The 16,669-nt window shown below is 26.5% G+C and carries 15 protein-coding genes and 1 pseudogene; 3 read left to right on the top strand and 13 right to left on the bottom strand.

Going from position 1 to position 16,669, the window contains the following annotated elements; all coding sequences use genetic code 11:
• Positions 1–27: 27 nt before the first annotated feature.
• From hisIE to smrB, 9 genes are all read right to left on the bottom strand, one after another.
• Complete coding sequence (gene hisIE, locus RJT40_RS00370; protein WP_343182594.1) at positions 28–657, bottom strand: bifunctional phosphoribosyl-AMP cyclohydrolase/phosphoribosyl-ATP diphosphatase HisIE; 630 nt, start codon at positions 655–657, stop codon at positions 28–30.
• The gene (hisF, locus tag RJT40_RS00365) at positions 651–1,427 is read right to left on the bottom strand and encodes an imidazole glycerol phosphate synthase subunit HisF (RefSeq protein ID WP_343182593.1); all 777 of its coding nucleotides are present in this window, start codon (positions 1,425–1,427) and stop codon (positions 651–653) included. The genes hisIE and hisF overlap by 7 nt, the downstream gene beginning before the upstream one ends.
• The gene (locus tag RJT40_RS00360) at positions 1,397–2,146 is read right to left on the bottom strand and encodes a 1-(5-phosphoribosyl)-5-[(5-phosphoribosylamino)methylideneamino] imidazole-4-carboxamide isomerase (RefSeq protein WP_343182592.1); all 750 of its coding nucleotides are present in this window, start codon (positions 2,144–2,146) and stop codon (positions 1,397–1,399) included. The genes hisF and RJT40_RS00360 overlap by 31 nt, the downstream gene beginning before the upstream one ends.
• 4 nt (positions 2,147–2,150) lie before the next feature.
• The gene (gene hisH / locus RJT40_RS00355) at positions 2,151–2,744 is read right to left on the bottom strand and encodes an imidazole glycerol phosphate synthase subunit HisH (RefSeq protein WP_343182591.1); all 594 of its coding nucleotides are present in this window, start codon (positions 2,742–2,744) and stop codon (positions 2,151–2,153) included.
• Positions 2,744–3,817: a bifunctional histidinol-phosphatase/imidazoleglycerol-phosphate dehydratase HisB gene (gene hisB, locus RJT40_RS00350; RefSeq protein WP_343182590.1), complete on the bottom strand. Its 1,074-nt coding sequence runs from the start codon at positions 3,815–3,817 to the stop codon at positions 2,744–2,746. Before hisB ends, hisH begins: the two co-directional genes overlap by 1 nt.
• Before the next feature lie 18 nt (positions 3,818–3,835).
• Positions 3,836–4,915, bottom strand: a complete 1,080-nt coding sequence (gene hisC, locus RJT40_RS00345; RefSeq protein WP_343182589.1) for a histidinol-phosphate transaminase — start codon at positions 4,913–4,915, stop codon at positions 3,836–3,838.
• On the bottom strand, positions 4,899–6,218 hold the full coding sequence (gene hisD, locus RJT40_RS00340; RefSeq protein WP_343182588.1) for a histidinol dehydrogenase: 1,320 nt from the start codon (positions 6,216–6,218) through the stop codon (positions 4,899–4,901). The genes hisC and hisD overlap by 17 nt, the downstream gene beginning before the upstream one ends.
• A 5-nt stretch (positions 6,219–6,223) precedes the next feature.
• Complete coding sequence (gene hisG, locus RJT40_RS00335) at positions 6,224–7,123, bottom strand: ATP phosphoribosyltransferase (protein WP_343182587.1); 900 nt, start codon at positions 7,121–7,123, stop codon at positions 6,224–6,226.
• 92 nt (positions 7,124–7,215) lie between these two features.
• The gene (gene smrB / locus RJT40_RS00330) at positions 7,216–7,767 is read right to left on the bottom strand and encodes an endonuclease SmrB (RefSeq protein ID WP_343182586.1); all 552 of its coding nucleotides are present in this window, start codon (positions 7,765–7,767) and stop codon (positions 7,216–7,218) included.
• A 215-nt stretch (positions 7,768–7,982) separates the two neighbouring features.
• On the opposite strand from smrB, the gene aroC reads away from it, so the two are divergent.
• Positions 7,983–9,077, top strand: coding sequence for a chorismate synthase (aroC, locus tag RJT40_RS00325; protein ID WP_343182585.1), 1,095 nt, complete (start codon positions 7,983–7,985; stop codon positions 9,075–9,077).
• Between the two features lie 316 nt (positions 9,078–9,393).
• Positions 9,394–10,272, top strand: coding sequence for a 4-hydroxy-tetrahydrodipicolinate synthase (gene dapA / locus RJT40_RS00320; protein ID WP_343182584.1), 879 nt, complete (start codon positions 9,394–9,396; stop codon positions 10,270–10,272).
• A gap of 61 nt (positions 10,273–10,333) precedes the next feature.
• Here the strand turns inward: dapA and dapE are convergent, their stop codons facing one another.
• From dapE to RJT40_RS00300, 4 genes are all read right to left on the bottom strand, one after another.
• Positions 10,334–11,479 (bottom strand): succinyl-diaminopimelate desuccinylase, encoded by a 1,146-nt coding sequence (gene dapE, locus RJT40_RS00315; protein WP_343182583.1) that lies wholly within the window; start codon positions 11,477–11,479, stop codon positions 10,334–10,336.
• A gap of 14 nt (positions 11,480–11,493) precedes the next feature.
• Positions 11,494–13,482, bottom strand: a complete 1,989-nt coding sequence (gene tkt, locus RJT40_RS00310; RefSeq protein ID WP_343182582.1) for a transketolase — start codon at positions 13,480–13,482, stop codon at positions 11,494–11,496.
• Between the two features lie 26 nt (positions 13,483–13,508).
• Complete coding sequence (gene tal / locus RJT40_RS00305) at positions 13,509–14,462, bottom strand: transaldolase (protein WP_343182581.1); 954 nt, start codon at positions 14,460–14,462, stop codon at positions 13,509–13,511.
• An 81-nt stretch (positions 14,463–14,543) separates the two neighbouring features.
• Positions 14,544–15,746 carry a beta-ketoacyl synthase N-terminal-like domain-containing protein gene (locus RJT40_RS00300; protein ID WP_343182580.1) on the bottom strand — a complete coding sequence of 401 codons (1,203 nt, stop codon included), beginning with the start codon at positions 15,744–15,746 and terminating at the stop codon, positions 14,544–14,546.
• Positions 15,747–15,826: 80 nt separating this feature from the next.
• Between RJT40_RS00300 and rsmI the strand changes: the two are divergent.
• Positions 15,827–16,636: pseudogene (gene rsmI / locus RJT40_RS00295) on the top strand (16S rRNA (cytidine(1402)-2'-O)-methyltransferase); the annotation flags it as partial.
• Between the last annotated feature and the right edge of the window lie 33 nt (positions 16,637–16,669).

Below are 16,669 nucleotides of genomic sequence, written 5' to 3'. Positions count from 1 at the left end.
ATTATATAAAAATTTTTTAAAAGACAATTAATCATGAATATTATCCTTTAATCCACGTAAATATAAATTATAAATAATATCAGAAAAATTCAAATTACAATTATGTAATAAAACTAAAAAATGATAAATTAAATCTGAGGATTCATTAATTATGTCTTTTTTATTATTATTTAAAGCAGCAATCACAGTTTCTACCGCTTCTTCTCCTAACTTTTGCGCAATTTTATTAATACCTTCTTGATGTAAATAAGCAGTATAAGAAGAATCATACATTTTTTTTTTTTTTTTTTTAATTTTTTCTTCTAAATAAAAAAAATTCGTATAGTATGATTTATTACCTTGAAAACAACTATTATTATTCAAATGACATGTTTTCCCAATCGGTTTAACTAATAATAATAAAGTATCTGCATCACAATCTAAAACAATCTTTATTACTTTTAAAAAATTTCCTGAAGATTCACCTTTAGTCCATAATCTATTTTTAGTACGTGAATAGAATGTTACAATTTTTTTTCTTTGAGTTTTTTCCAGTGCTTTTTGATTCATATATCCATGCATCAAAACTTCTGATGACAATATATTTTGTATAATACAAGGAATTAAACCATGCACTTTATCCCAATTAATTTTTAAAAATTGTTCATTATTTAACATATTCTAATTTTTATCCCTTTTTTTATCAAAAAATTTTTTAAATTTTGAATACTAAAAATATCATGATGAAATACTGATGCTGCTAATGCTCCTTCAACATTAACATATTTAAATACCTCATAAAAATGATCCATTTTTCCAGCTCCGCCAGAAGCAATTAATGGAATATTACAAATCTTTCTAATTTTTTTTAATTGATGTAAATCATACCCATTTTTTACACCATCTTGATTCATAACATTTAATACAATTTCTCCCGATCCCCTTTTTTGTACTTCCTTAATCCAATCGATTGTTTTCCAAGATGTTTTTTTCATTAATTCTGGTCGACCAGTATACTGATAAACATAATAATTTTTAGTAACGATATCAAACCACGAATCTACACCAACAACAACACATTGTGAACCGAATTGATCAGCAATACGAGTAATTAAATTAGGATCATGAATTGCAGGAGAATTAATAGAAATTTTATCTGCCCCATATGATAAAATTGTTCGTACATCTTGAATATTACGAATACCTCCAGCTACACAAAATGGTATGTCAATTACTTTAGCAATTTGATATATCCATTTCTTATCAACAGTAGAATTATTAGAAGAAGCATGAATATCATAAAAAACTAATTCATCTGCACCATCTAAGACATATTTTTTTGCAAGCTGAACCATATCTCCTATTATAGTATGATTTTTAAATTGAATACCTTTAACAACATACCCATCTCGAACATCTAAACAGGGAATAATCCGTTTCGCCAACATTGCATAGCCTCCAGAACAGTGAATTTTTTTTCTAATAAACTTTTCCCAAGTATAACATCAGAAACACCAATTTTTTTTAATTTTACAATATCATGTAATTTATGAATACCTCCGGATGCCTGAAAACAAATACCAGGAAATTTCTGAACAAGATTTTTATATAATAAAAAATTTGGTCCATTCAATGTTCCATCTTTAGAAATATCAGTAGATAATACATATTTAATATTCGATTCATATAATTCATATAAAACATCTTCTAATTTAATATGAGTATTATTTTTCCATCCATTAGTAAAAACAATATTTATATTTTCACTAATAACATGAACATCCAATGCAACAACAATATATTCATTACCATAATATTGAATCCATTTTTTTACCTGACGAATATTATTCATCACAATAGTACCAAGAACAACCCTTTTTGCTCCATTAGATAAAAAATAATCTATATCTTTTTCCGAAGTAATCCCTCCCGCAATTTGTACAATATTTTTAAAATTAAAAATTATATCATTAAATATTGTGCTACGTTGATAAGTCTTATCACCAGCAGAATTTAAATCGACTATATGAATAACTTTTGCGCCATAAAAAACATACTTTTCTATTAAATTATATATATCTTCTGAATAATACTTCACTAAATCATAATTTCCTTGATATAATCGAACTATTTTATTATTTAATATATCTATTGCAGGAATAATCATAAATTCACATCTCTAAAAAGTTTAATAATAGTTTTTTACCGTTAGAACCAGATTTTTCTGGATGAAATTGTACTCCAAAAAAATTATTTTTTTGTATAACAGAACTAAAATATTCTTGGTAAAAAGATTTTGCTATTGTATAGTGATGTATAGGAAAAGCATAACTATGAATAAAATAAAACCATGAACCAGATAAAATATTTTTAAATAATGGATGATTACAATTATCAAATATAACTTGATTCCATCCTGTATGTGGCAAAGGAAAATGTTTTGTATCTAGTAGTTTTACCGGCGTATCAATAATATTTAGCATATTTATGCCATTTGATTCTTCGCTAAAAGAAGATAAAACCTGCATACCTAAACATATTCCTAAAACAGGACAGGTGATATCTTGAATAACTTGAATAAGTTTTTTTTGAGACAACTGTTTCATAATTCCTATAGCACTACCTACTCCAGGAATTAATAATTTATTAGCATTAGAGATCGTACTTGCATCATTTGTAATAATTGGATGATAACCTAATTTCTCAATAGCACATTTTACAGATAAAAGATTAGCACAATTTGTATCTAAAATTACTATTTTCATTATAATATTCCTTTAGAAGTAGGAATTTTTTTTCCAGAAATACGAATAGCTTGCTTTAAAGAACGACCAAACGCCTTAAATATACTTTCAATACGATGATGATCATTTAATCCACCCATACTCACTATATGAATAGTACTACACATAGAGTAAGACAACGATCTAAAAAAATGTTCTACCATATTCGTACTAAAATCTCCAACATATTGATTCTTAAAATTCCCAATAAATTTTAAATATGGTCTTCCAGAAAAATCTAACAAACAATAAGTAGAACTTTCATCCATAGGTACATAAAAACCAAATCTCTCAATTCCTAATTTATTACCTAAACATTTTTTAATTGCTTTACCTAAAACAATACCTGTATCCTCAATTGTATGATGATCATCAATCTCTAAATCACCAACAACAGAAATATTCATTACAATATTTCCATGTACAGCAATTTGATCTAACATATGATCGAAAAAATGAATCCCAGTATCAATTAAACTTGTTCCTTCTTTATCCAGCCATAATTTTACATTAATTCTTGTTTCTTTTGTATTACGAACAATTGTACATTTTCTATCTTTTTTACAAATAATATTATAAATATCCTTCCAATTCGTACAATTTTTATTATATAAAATTCCTTTAATACCCATTTTATTAGCTAATTCTATATCTGTTACTCTATCTCCAATAAAATAACTATTTTTTTTATCTAACAAATTATTATTAATAATCCAAGGAGCAACTAACTCAGTATTAGGTTTACGACAATTACAATTTTCATAAGGCATGTGAGGACAGATAAGAATATAATCAAAATACACACCTTGTGATAAAAAAGTATCTACCATAATTTTATGAGACGAAATAAAATCACAGTAAGGAAAATTCTCTGTATACAAACCATCTTGATTACTTACCATAACTAGTTTAAAACCGTGATCAATCAACTTTTTCAATACTACAATAACAAATGGCTCAAACATCAATTTTTCAATTTTATCAACTTGAAAATTATCCGTTGGTTCATGAATTAAAGTTCCATCACGATCAATAAATAATATTTTATTTTGCATAATAGCTCTTCCCATAAACTATTTACATTGTTCTAATGATATATTTTTTAATGCAAAATATAAAAGTTCACATTCTTTTTTGGTGCCAATTGTAATTCTAAGACAGTTTTTTAAACTTAATTCATGACTTTGATCACGTAAAATAATTCCTTGATTCCATAAAATATTAAATATTTTTTTTGCATAAAAAAAATTTACTAAAATATAATTAGCTTGACTATCAAAAATATAATTTACTAAACTTAATTTTTTTATTTTTTTTAATAACCATAATTTATTCTGATTACATACTGATACTCTATTCTTCATAACTAAAATATTAGTATCTTCCAAAGCTTGTATTGCAATGTCAATACTAGGCATAGTTAATGGATATGGCGCAATAATCTTGTTTAAAATTTGTATAATATCTTCATGTGCTAATGTAAAACCACATCGAATACCAGCTAAACCAAAAGATTTCGACAACGTTCTTAAAATAATTAAATTATCATATTTTTTCAATAAAAAAGTTAATGTATTTTTTTCACAAAATTCAATATACGCTTCATCAATTACAACAATAGAATCATTTTTTACTACATCTAAAACAGATATTACATTTTTTAAATTTAATAAATGACCTGTCGGATTATTTGGACGACATAGATATATTAATTTTACATTTTGAACATACAAACTAATTTTTTCAAAATCTAATTTTATGTTATTAATTAATGGAATTTTTATATTTTGTATACCATAAATTTCCGATATTTTAGAATACATCATATAAGTAGGTGGAAATGTCATAATACAATCTTTCCCTGGTATACAAAAAGCACGAATTAATAGTTCAATTGCCTCATCCGCACCCCTACTAACTAAAATATTTTTTTGTTTTATTCCAGAATAAAAAGAATATTTTTCTAATAAAATTTTTGGTTGACATTCAGGATATCGGTTAAAAAAAAAATTATTCAAATTAAAGGAAGGAGGTGAAAAACATTCATTTGCATTTAACCAAATTTTTCCATTTCCACCAATTAATCTTGCTGATCGGTATGGCTCTAATGTCAAAAGATCGCTACGAAATAATTTTTTAAGACAATTTTTCATATTTCTCCTTAATTACACCAAGACGAACTTGAACAGCGAAATTATGCGCATGCATATTTTCCGACTTTGTCAACATATTTATTGTTGAAGACAATTTTTTTAATCCAAAAGGAGTTAATTCTTGCACAGTAATTTTTTTTTGAAAATCTATGACACTTAAACCTGAAACAGAAGTAGAATTAAAATTTGTTGGCAAAACATGATTTGTACCAGATGCATAATCTCCTACAGATTCTGGAGTCCACAAGCCTAAAAAAACAGAACCAGCATTAACAATATCTTTTTCTATCTTTTTAGGAGATTTTGTTTGAATAATCACATGTTCCGAAGCATATTGATTTGCTATATCAATACATTCTTCTATAGTAGATGTTAAAACAAATCGACTATTTGATAATGCTGTTTTCATAATTTCTAATCTTGAAGAATTACATAGTTGACGATTAATATTAAGAAGAATTTCTTCCAAAATAAATTTACTATTTGTGAGTACAATAATTTGCGAATCTATACCGTGCTCTGCTTGAGATAATACATCTGCTGCAAGAAAAATAGGATTAGCTGTATCATCAGCAATAATTAATAATTCAGAAGGGCCAGCAATCATATCAATTGATAGTCCAGGAATTAATTGATTTAACTGTATTTTAGCTTCAGTAACATACATATTACCAGGACCAAAAATTTTATTTACTTTAGGAATAGTTTCGGTACCAAATCCCATAGCTGCAATAGCTTGAGCTCCTCCAACTTCAAAGACGGAGTGTACACCACATATTTTTGCAATATACAAAATCTCATTCATAATTGGAGGGGGAGAACATAACACAATATTTTTACATTTTGCTATTTTTGCTGGAATTGCCAACATTAAAGCAGTAGATAATAATGGTGCAGTCCCTCCAGGAACATATAAACCAACAGATTGTATTGGAAGAATTTTTTGTTTACAACGAACACCGACTTGCGTATTTATATCAATTTCTTTCATATATTGTAAAGAATGAAAAGATTGAATATTATTTTTTGCATGTAAAATAGCATTTTTTAATTCTTTATTTAATAAGAATTCCGAATCATTTATTCTATTATGATCAACAAGAAAATTCTTAACATTTAAATTATCAAATTTTTTTGTATATTTTATTAGCGCGTTATCTCCATGTAATTCAACATGTTGAATAATTTTTAAAACTAAATGACGTATATTAATTGATTGAGATATTGCTGGTCTAAGTAGTATTTTTTTTTTCTGATAAATATTCAATTTATTCCAAATAATAATTTCATTATTTAATAACATATAATTTATTCCATCATTTTTTCAATTGGTAAAACTAATATTGAACTAGCTCCTAAAGATTTTAATTTTTCCATTGTTTCCCAAAATAGTGTTTCACTACTAACCATATGAATTGCTACTTTTTTTGTTTCTCCTGCTAATTTAGATATTGTAGGATGTTCAGCTCCATGCAATAAAGATATCACTGATTGTATTTTTGTATAAGGAGCATGTAACATAATATATTTTGATTCTCTGGCTTTAATAACTCCCTGAATACGTGTAATCAATTTATTAATTAAGTTTTTTTTGATATCAGAAATCTCTCCAATTCGAGAAACTAAACACGCTGAAGAAGAATAAATTACTTCCACTTCTTTTAAACCATTCGCTTCTAATGTTGCTCCAGTAGAAACTAAATCACAAATAGCATCAGATAATCCTGCTCCAGGAGCAATTTCAACCGAACCATTTAATATAAAAAAGCTAAACTCAATATTCTTCTTTTTAAGATATCTTGTTAATAAAAAAGGATATGAAGTCGCAATACGAGAATTATTAAAAGAACTAATATTTAAATATTCTTGATTAATAGGAATCGACAAAGATAATCTGCAAGATCCAAAATCTAACTTTTGTATGATATTATATAATGGATGATCTATATCCATTTTTCTTTTTAATGATTCTTCTTCTAAAACATTTCCACCAACAATACCTAAGTCAACTACTTGATCCATGACTAAACCAGGAATATCGTCATCCCTAACTTTTACAACATCGATTGGCATATTTTCAGCAAATGAAATTAATTGTTGCTGCTGCAAATTAATTTTAATTCCACACTTTATTAATAAATTAGCTGATTCTTGACTTAAACGACCAGATTTCTGCATTGCAATACGCAACCGATTCTTATTCAACATAAATTTTGCCTTATTAATAATATAAACATAAGTACAATTTTTATTAAAAATCTCTCCTAAAAAATATAATATAAAACATATTAACTACAAAATTAATACTTCAATTTAGTATATTCGCAATCATAATCAATTAAAACAAACAATGTAGCATCATATCCAAATTTTTTTGGAGCTTGATAACAAGCAATGATATCTGGATGTTGAGATAACCAAACAGGAATGTTTTTTTTTAATATATTTTTTCCATGTCCATGTATAATAGCGGCAAAAAATATTTTCTTCACCTGACAAAATATAATTAAATTACTTAATTCTATCTTAGTTTGTTTTTGATTCAACCCATGAACGTCCAAAAAAATTTCTGGATTACAATTTTCATTTTTAAATTTTCTAAATTTATATTTTACAACATTTTCTCGAATATATTCTACCGGTCTTTCTGAACAAATTTTTTTCGTATCGTTGGAATTAAAATATTGTACATTTAACTCTTGATTATAAATATAACGTTTTTCTTTTTTTTTTTTATATAAATGATATTTTTTTTCATGAAAAACAGTATCTTGTTTAATTTTTTTAATATTTTTATACTTTTGATAAAAATAATCAACATCTTCATAACATATATGTTTTTTGTATTTCATATATTTTATCCATATATTTATTTCATATTATATATCGAATCTTATTTCAATTTAAATAATTATTGCAAACATTAATATTGTATATAAAATTTATACTTCATAAAAAATATTTTATAAAATATTTCAAAAATAAAGATTAAATATTTCATATAAATTATGTGTATAATTTTAAAATATATAACAATAAAAATATAAAATTAAAAAAAGAGGTAAAAATGCCAGGAAATACAATTGGTAAAATATTTAAAGTACATACTTTTGGAGAATCACATGGGAAAAAATTAGGATGCATTATTGATGGTATGCCACCTAAAGTGAAAATATCAATACAATATATACAAAATGAACTGAATAGACGTCGACCAGGTCATTCTAAATATACAACAAAAAGAAAAGAGTCGGACAAAATAGAAATTTTATCAGGGATATTTCAAGGTCAAACGACCGGAACAAGTATTGGATTAACAGTAAAAAATACAGATTGTAGATCGCAAGATTATAAAAATATTAAAAATGTATTTCGACCAGGACATGCAGATTATACATATCATGCAAAATATGGTATTCGAGATTATCGAGGAGGAGGACGGTCTTCAGCTAGAGAAACAGTCATGAGAGTAGCTGCTGGGGCATTTGCAAAACAATATTTAAAAAATGTATATAACATAAATATTAAAGGTTATTTATCCCAACTAGGAGAAATAATATGCAAATTTGATTCATGGAAACAAATTGATCAAAATGATTTCTTTTGTCCAAATATAAATATATTACCTGTATTAAAAAAAAAAATGAAAGATTTACAAAAAAGTGGAAACTCTATAGGAGCAAAAATTACTATAATTTCTGAAAATGTACCAGCCGGATTAGGAGAACCAGTTTTTGATAGACTCAGTGCTGATTTATCTCATGCATTAATGAGTATTAATGCAGTGAAAGGAGTGGAAATTGGAGATGGATTTTCCGTAATAAAACAATTAGGAAGTGAACATAGAGATGAAATTACAAAAGATGGATTTTTGAGTAATCATGCGGGAGGAATATTAGGAGGAATTAGTACAGGACAACCAATTATTACAAATATTGCATTAAAACCAACTTCCAGTATTAATATACCAATCAATACTATAACAAATACAGGAAAACCCATTAATATTCAAGTAAAAGGCAGACACGATCCTTGTGTAGGAATTCGAGCAGTTCCAATTGCAGAAGCAATGACAGCAATTGTTATCATGGATCATGTATTACGATTCCAAGCACAATGTGGTAACATTACATTATCTATGAAATCAAAACAATCTATATAATCATTTACTATAAAAATTTATACTACTAAAATATGAACTTAGTAGTATAATAAAAATCAATATTCATAAAAAAATATTATAAAAATATATTGAATATTTAAAAGTACAATACAGTTTTATAAATTATTTATTTATCATAAATATTTAATAAAATATATTATTAGTATAATATTAATTATAATATTATTATATATAATATTTTAGTAATTTAACCGTTAAAAATATAAATTTCATTAATTATATTTATAATATATCATCCAAAAAAATTGAATTAATAAAAAAAATCATTATATCAATTTTTTATGGGAGAAAAAAAATGTTTAAAGGTAGTATTGTTGCATTAATTACACCAATGGATGTAAATGGAAAAATTTGTCGTACTAGCTTAAAAAAACTAGTAAAGTATCATATAAAAAATAATACCAAAGCTATTGTTTCGGTAGGAACGACAGGAGAATCTTCAACATTAAATCAAAAAGAACATTATGAAGTTGTATTACTGACAGTAGAATTTTCAAATGGGAAAATACCAATTATTGCAGGTACTGGGGCAAACTCAACATTAGAAGCAATTGCATTAACTAAAAAATTTGAAAAATCAGGAATTTGTGCTTGTTTAAGCGTTGTTCCTTACTACAATAAACCTACGCAACATGGTTTATATAAACATTTTCAATCTATTGCAGAAAGCACTCATATTCCACAAATTTTATATAACGTTCCGAGTAGAACAGGATGTGATATGCATCCCAATACTATAATAAAATTATCAGAACTTCAAAATATTATTGGGATAAAGGAAGCGACAGGAGATTTGAGTAGAATACATAAAATTAAAAAATATACCAAAAAAAATTTTTTTTTAATTAGTGGAGATGATAATACCGCTTTAGACTTTATCCAATTAGGAGGAGATGGAGTAATCTCAGTAACAGCAAATATTGCAGCAAAACAAATGTCTGAAATGTGCAAATTTGCATTACAAAAACAATTTCGTTCTGCAAGATTAATTAATGAAAAATTGATACCAATACATGAATCATTATTTTTGGAATCTAATCCAATACCAGTAAAATGGGCAGCTTGGAAATTAGGATTAATTAATCATCAAAATCTAAGATTACCGTTAACTACACTATCAGAAAAATCACAAAAAAGGTTAATGCAGGCATTAAAAAAATCCAATATAATATAAAAATATATAAAAAATAAATTAGAATTAAACAGAGTATCACATATTTGGTACTCTGCAAAATTCATTTTATATTTTGATATTTAAGGAATACGTTTTCCATGACATCCTGATAAATTAAAGATAAATTCTGTAAATCTGATACTAAAACACGTTCGTCAATTTGATGAATAGTATCATTTTTTGATCCTATCTCTAATAATTCCATAGCAATATCTTTAAGAAAACGACCATCAGACGTACCACCATCTGTAGAAAGATTTGGATCAATATTACAATATTTTTTTATTGATTTTTTTATAAAATATACTAAATTATTTTTTAAATTTAAAAATGGTTCTCCAGATAATTTCCATTTAATGGAATAACTTAAATTATGTAACTTTAACAAATAATATACTTTTTTCTTCAATAAATTAACAGAAGTATCTGTTCCAAAACGAAAATTAAATTTAATATATAGATTACCAGGAATAACATTTTCACTATTTATACTAGATACTATATTATAAATTTGCATACTTGTTTTTTGAAAATATTTATTTCCATCACTCCATGATGTATTAATTAAAGAATTTAAAAAAGGTATAACTAAATGAATCGGATTTTTAGCAAACATGGGATAAGCGATATGTCCCTGCTTCCCTAAAATTAATAAATTCGCATGTAACGAACCTCTTCTTCCTATTTTAACAATATCCCCTAAAATTCTTTTACTAGTAGGTTCTCCAATAATACAATATTGAATTTTACAATTTTGATATTGTAAATATTTCACAATACTTTTAGTACCATGTTCAGCACATGATTCTTCATCTGAAGTAATTAAAAATAACACTTTTCCAATATATTTGTTACAAGATAAGAAAAATCTTTCAGCAGCTATAACCATAGCTGCTAATGACCCTTTCATATCCGAGGAACCACGACCAAATAAATAACCTTTGATAATTTTGGGGATAAACGGAGGAGAACTCCACTTCTCGATACTTCCTGGAGGTACAACATCTGTATGTCCTGCAAAAGATAAAATAATTCCCTTTCCTTTATATGCCAATAAATTACTTGTTTCACCATGTTGAAAATATAAAATAGTAAATCCAATTGCAAATAATCTCTTTGCAATTATTTTTTGACAACCATTATCTATTGGACTAATTGATGGTATAGAAATTAATTCTTTTGCAAAATAAATAACAGGACAGTACATATATTTTCTCAAAATTAAAAAAAATTTTTTACAATTTTAACAATATTATCTATCGTAAAACCGAATTTTTTAAATAAATCATCTGCAGAAGCAGACTCTCCAAACTGATCAATTCCAATAACTACGCCGCTAATTCCAACATACTTATACCAAAAATCAGATTTACCAGCTTCAATTGCTAATCTTTTACAAATTTTAGATGGTAGAACAGATTCTTTATAAATACTACTTTGTCGATCAAACATATCAGTAGATGGCATAGAAACCACTCTAACGCTATATCCTAAAGAATACACTTTCTCTGCAGCACATAAAGCTAATTGTACTTCTGAACCTGTAGAAATAAAAATAATATTAATTTTTTCTCCAAAATCTTTTAAAACATAACCGCCTTTAATAATATTACTTAATTGATCTTTACTACGATTTAATGACTGTAAAGGTTGTCTTGATAATATTAAAGATGTAGGTCCTTGATATCGTTCTATTGCACATCTCCATGCAACAATTGTTTCAATAGTATCGCTAGGTCTCCAAACACTCATTCCAGGAATAGTTCGCAAACTCAGTAATTGCTCAATTGGTTGGTGTGTTGGACCATCTTCTCCTAAACCAATTGAATCGTGCGTATATAACATAATATGTCTAGTTTTCAGTAATGCAGACATTCGCACTGCATTTTTAGCATAATCTAAAAATACTAAAAATGTTGCTGTATAAGGAATAAAACCACCATGTTGTGCTATACCATTAGCAATAGCTGTCATACCAAATTCACGAACGCCATAATGAATATAATTACCTGAATCTTTCTTATGAATGGGTAAAGAGCCGGACCACATAGTTAAATTACTTGGTGATAAATCTGCAGATCCCCCTAAAAGTTCTGGAAGTAATTTACCAAAATATTCTAAAACATTTTGCGAGGACTGACGTGTAGCAATAGAGGAAAAATTATTATATGTACGAACAAATTGAGAAACCTTTTTAGACCAATCTTTAGGCAATAAACCAGACATACGACGAGTATATTCATTTGCAAGATCTGGATAGTCTAATTTATATTGTGAAAATAAATCATTCCATTCTTTTTCTTTTTCATCACCAATATTTCGTGCATCCCAACAATCATATATTTCATCGGGAATATAAAATGGAGGATATTTCCAATTTAATTGTTTTTTTGTTAATTCTGTTTCTTTTAAACCTAACGGACTGCCATGTACATCTGATGTACCAGATTTATTCGGAGAACCGTAACCAATAATTGTATTAAAAATGATTATGCTTGGCCTATCAGTAACCATTTTAGCAGTATGAATAGCTTTTAAAATTTCTTCTGCATCATGTCCATCAACATGATTAATAACGTGCCAATGATACGAATGAAAACGCATTTCAGTATCATCATTAAACCAATTTTTTATTTTACCATCAATAGAAATTTTATTACTATCATACAAAACAATTAACTTTCCTAATTTCCAAGTGCCAGCTAAAGAACAAGATTCATGCGACAAACCTTCCATTAAACATCCATCACCAACAAATACCCAGGTATAATGATCTACAATATTGTATTTTAGACGATTAAAATAAGAAGACAGTATTTTTTCTGCTATCGCCATACCAACTCCAGCAGCTAATCCTTGACCTAATGGACCAGTAGTCATTTCAACTCCTGGAGTACATCCTGCCTCAGGATGACCTGGAGTCTTCGAATTTAATTTTCTAAAATTCTTTAAATCATCTATTGAAATATCATAACCTGTTAAATGTAGTACGCTATATAATAATGCGGAAGCGTGACCGTTAGATAAAATAAAACGGTCTCTATTATCCCAATAAGGATTATTTGGATTATGTTTTAAGAAACTTCTCCATAATACTTCGGCAATATCTGCCATACTCATTGGTGCTCCAGGATGTCCAGAATTTGCCGCCTGAACCGAGTCAATGCTTAACACTCGAATTGCATTAGACAATTCTTGTCTAGAACGCATATCTAGTTCCTAGTAATTAAAAGTGATTAAAATAATGGGTTTAAAATTTCTTCTATTTTTTCTTGATCAACACTAAACTGACGAATTCCATCTGATAATTTTTCTACAGCCATCTTATCTTGATTATGTAACCATCGAAATTCCGATTCATGTAATACACTTTTTGGCTTAGAAATAGGTTTTTCTAAAGGAAATAATTTTCTTTCCACAAAACCTACGGTATTTGATAATTTATTTAATAAATCTGGAGAAATAGTTAAATAATCACAACCAGCTAACGCTAATATTTGATCAACATTACGAAAACTTGCCCCCATAATAATAGTATTATAGTTATATTTTTTATAATATTGATATATTTTTTTTACAGACAATACACCAGGATCATTGTTAACATTATAAACATGAATTAAATTTTTTTCAAAATACCAATCATAAATTCTTCCAACAAAAGGAGAAATCAAAAAAACATTAGCTTCAGCACAAGCTATAGCTTGAGCAAACGAGAACAATAATGTTAAATTACAATTAATATTTTCTTTGAGAAGTTCTTTTGCTGCCTGAATACACTCCCAAGTAGCAGCTAATTTAATTAATATCTTTGATCTATGAATTCCATCTTCTTCATACATATTAATTATTTTTTTTGCTTTTTTAATAGATGCAAACTTATCAAAAGAAAGTCTCGCATCAACTTCTGTAGAAACTTTTCCAGGTATATAGTTTAGAATTTCTTTTCCAATATTTACCAAAATTTTATCACTAGCATGTATTAATTGTTCTTTTTTAAGATAACTTTTTTTTTTTCCATATGAAACAGCATTTTCTATTAATTTTTTATACTCAGGTAGAGACATTGTTTTTAAAATTAAAGAAGGATTGGTTGTTGCATCCAACGGTTTATATTTTTTAATTTGATATACATCACCACTATCTGCAACAATTTTCGTAAATTTTTGTAACCCAATCAACTGATTCATTTATCCCTCAAAGTATTTCAATAATACTATTTATACAAGATAATACATTTAGAAAAAAAATTCAACAAAAATCTTATTATATTATTCTTTAAAAACAAAATTATATTTCTTTAATATAATAGAAGAATTAAAACCGCCAAAACCACAACTATTAGATAAAATATAATTTAATTTTACATACTTCATTTTTAACACAACATTCATATTTTTAGCTAATGGTTCTAAATTACTAATATTAATATTTGGAAAAACAAAATTGTTCTGCATCATTAGAATAGAATAAATAACTTCATGTACACCGGAAGCACCTAAGGCATGTCCAGTAATTGATTTAGTAGAAGAAAAATATGGGGAATAACGACTAAAAATACTTTTTATTGCTTGTAATTCTGTTATATCTCCTATCATAGTAGATGTGGCATGTGTATTAATATAATCAATGACTACATTTCCAGCATCATGTATTGCCATACTCATAGATTGAGATAACCCGCTTTTTGAAGGTTGAACCATATTCTTACCATGAGAAGTCATACCTATACCAATAACTTCTGCATAAATTTTAGAATTTCTTGCACAGGCATGTTCCAATTCTTCTAAAACAACTATCCCTGATCCTTCAGAAATTACAAATCCATCTCTACATATGTCATAAGGACGAGAAGATGTCTTTGGAGATTTATTATATTTTATTGATAAAACTTTCATCTGATCAAATTTATATGCTAATTCACAGTTTATCGCTTCAGCTCCTCCAGCAAACACAATATCTTGTTTTCCAAAACGGATTAATTCAACAGCATGATTAATACAACTCAGTGATGTCGCACAAGCAGCACTCATAGAGTCAGAAATACCATAAATATGATAGAAAGTAGATAAACAAGCTGAAATATTTGACGGCATTGTTTTAATTAACAAATATATATCATTATTTTTATTATAAATATCATTAGAAAAAAAATTACAACCAGTTCCAGCAATAACACCAGCACGATAACTTTTTTGATACATAGATTTTTTTAAACCAGCATCTTGAATAGCTTGTTCCATTGCTATATACGCATATAAAGAAGCAGTATTCATAAACTTTAATTTACTACGATCAATATTTCTTTTATCTAATTTAATTTTTCCCCATACTTGACTATTTACTCCAAAATTACGCATTTCTTCTGAAAAAATAATTCCTGATCGCAATTTTTTTAAAGATGATAACACTTGTCTTTTATTATTTCCAATACTTGAAATAATTCCTAAACCAGTAATAACTACACGTTTCAATAAAAATTCCTTATGAATTTATAGAAAAAATAATTTATATATTATATATTAAAATATTTAATAAAATAATTTCCATAAAAATGACAATTAAAAATAAATTATATATTGTTGCAACTCCAATCGGTAATATGCAAGATATTAGTTTTAGAGCAATCGATATATTAAAACAAGTAAAATTAATTATTACTGAAAATACTCAACATACAAGAAATTTATTAAAAAACTTTAATATTACTACTTATGTATCTTCCTTTAATAAATTTAATGAAAATAAATTAACTACAAAAATTTTTAACAAATTAAAATATATAAATATTGCGTTAGTCTCAGATGCGGGTACACCAAATATTAATGATCCAGGTTATAAGCTCATTAAATTATGCCATCAAAATAATATCACAGTTACCCCTATACCTGGTCCATGTGCATTAATTTCTGCAATAAGCGCTTCAGGATTACCAAGTCACGAATTTTATTACAAAGGATTCTTTCCAAGAAAAAAAACACATCAAATCCAAACCTTAAAAAAAATAAAATATAAAAACATAACAACAATATTTTATGAATCCTGTCATAGAATAATCAATAGTATAAAAACAATAATAGAAATTTTAGGAGAAAAAAAAATTATTGTATTAGCAAAAGAAATAACTAAAAAATGGGAAAAAATTAAATATGATACAGCAAAAAATATTTTACTTTGGCTAGAAAAAGATATTAAAAGACAAAAAGGAGAAATCGTTATCTTAATAAAGGGAATTAAAATAAAAAAACAAACTATTCCTATACATGTAAGAAATGTACTTTCAATTCTAATCACAAAGTTATCAAAAAAAACTGCTATTCAAATTACATCTAAAATATGTCAAATTAAAAAAAATATATTGTACAAATATTTAATAAAAAATAAAATAAAATGTGAT

Origin of the sequence: Buchnera aphidicola (Shivaphis celti), assembly GCF_039349365.1 — a bacterium.
GTDB lineage: Bacteria > Pseudomonadota > Gammaproteobacteria > Enterobacterales > Enterobacteriaceae > Buchnera_L > Buchnera_L aphidicola_AL.
The sequence above is the reverse complement of the archived record's forward strand: the minus strand, read 5'-3'. Positions and strand labels throughout refer to the sequence as shown.

Bases quoted from the DNA above. Each gene is read 5' to 3' on its own strand.
- hisIE (WP_343182594.1), bottom strand. From the start codon at position 657: ATGTTAAATAATGAACAATTTTTAAAAATTAATTGGGATAAAGTGCAT.
- hisF (WP_343182593.1), bottom strand. From the start codon at position 1,427: ATGTTGGCGAAACGGATTATTCCCTGTTTAGATGTTCGAGATGGGTAT.
- RJT40_RS00360 (WP_343182592.1), bottom strand. From the start codon at position 2,146: ATGATTATTCCTGCAATAGATATATTAAATAATAAAATAGTTCGATTA.
- hisH (WP_343182591.1), bottom strand. From the start codon at position 2,744: ATGAAAATAGTAATTTTAGATACAAATTGTGCTAATCTTTTATCTGTA.
- hisB (WP_343182590.1), bottom strand. From the start codon at position 3,817: ATGCAAAATAAAATATTATTTATTGATCGTGATGGAACTTTAATTCAT.
- hisC (WP_343182589.1), bottom strand. From the start codon at position 4,915: ATGAAAAATTGTCTTAAAAAATTATTTCGTAGCGATCTTTTGACATTA.
- hisD (WP_343182588.1), bottom strand. From the start codon at position 6,218: ATGTTATTAAATAATGAAATTATTATTTGGAATAAATTGAATATTTAT.
- hisG (WP_343182587.1), bottom strand. From the start codon at position 7,123: ATGTTGAATAAGAATCGGTTGCGTATTGCAATGCAGAAATCTGGTCGT.
- smrB (WP_343182586.1), bottom strand. From the start codon at position 7,767: ATGAAATACAAAAAACATATATGTTATGAAGATGTTGATTATTTTTAT.
- aroC (WP_343182585.1), top strand. From the start codon at position 7,983: ATGCCAGGAAATACAATTGGTAAAATATTTAAAGTACATACTTTTGGA.
- dapA (WP_343182584.1), top strand. From the start codon at position 9,394: ATGTTTAAAGGTAGTATTGTTGCATTAATTACACCAATGGATGTAAAT.
- dapE (WP_343182583.1), bottom strand. From the start codon at position 11,479: ATGTACTGTCCTGTTATTTATTTTGCAAAAGAATTAATTTCTATACCA.
- tkt (WP_343182582.1), bottom strand. From the start codon at position 13,482: ATGCGTTCTAGACAAGAATTGTCTAATGCAATTCGAGTGTTAAGCATT.
- tal (WP_343182581.1), bottom strand. From the start codon at position 14,462: ATGAATCAGTTGATTGGGTTACAAAAATTTACGAAAATTGTTGCAGAT.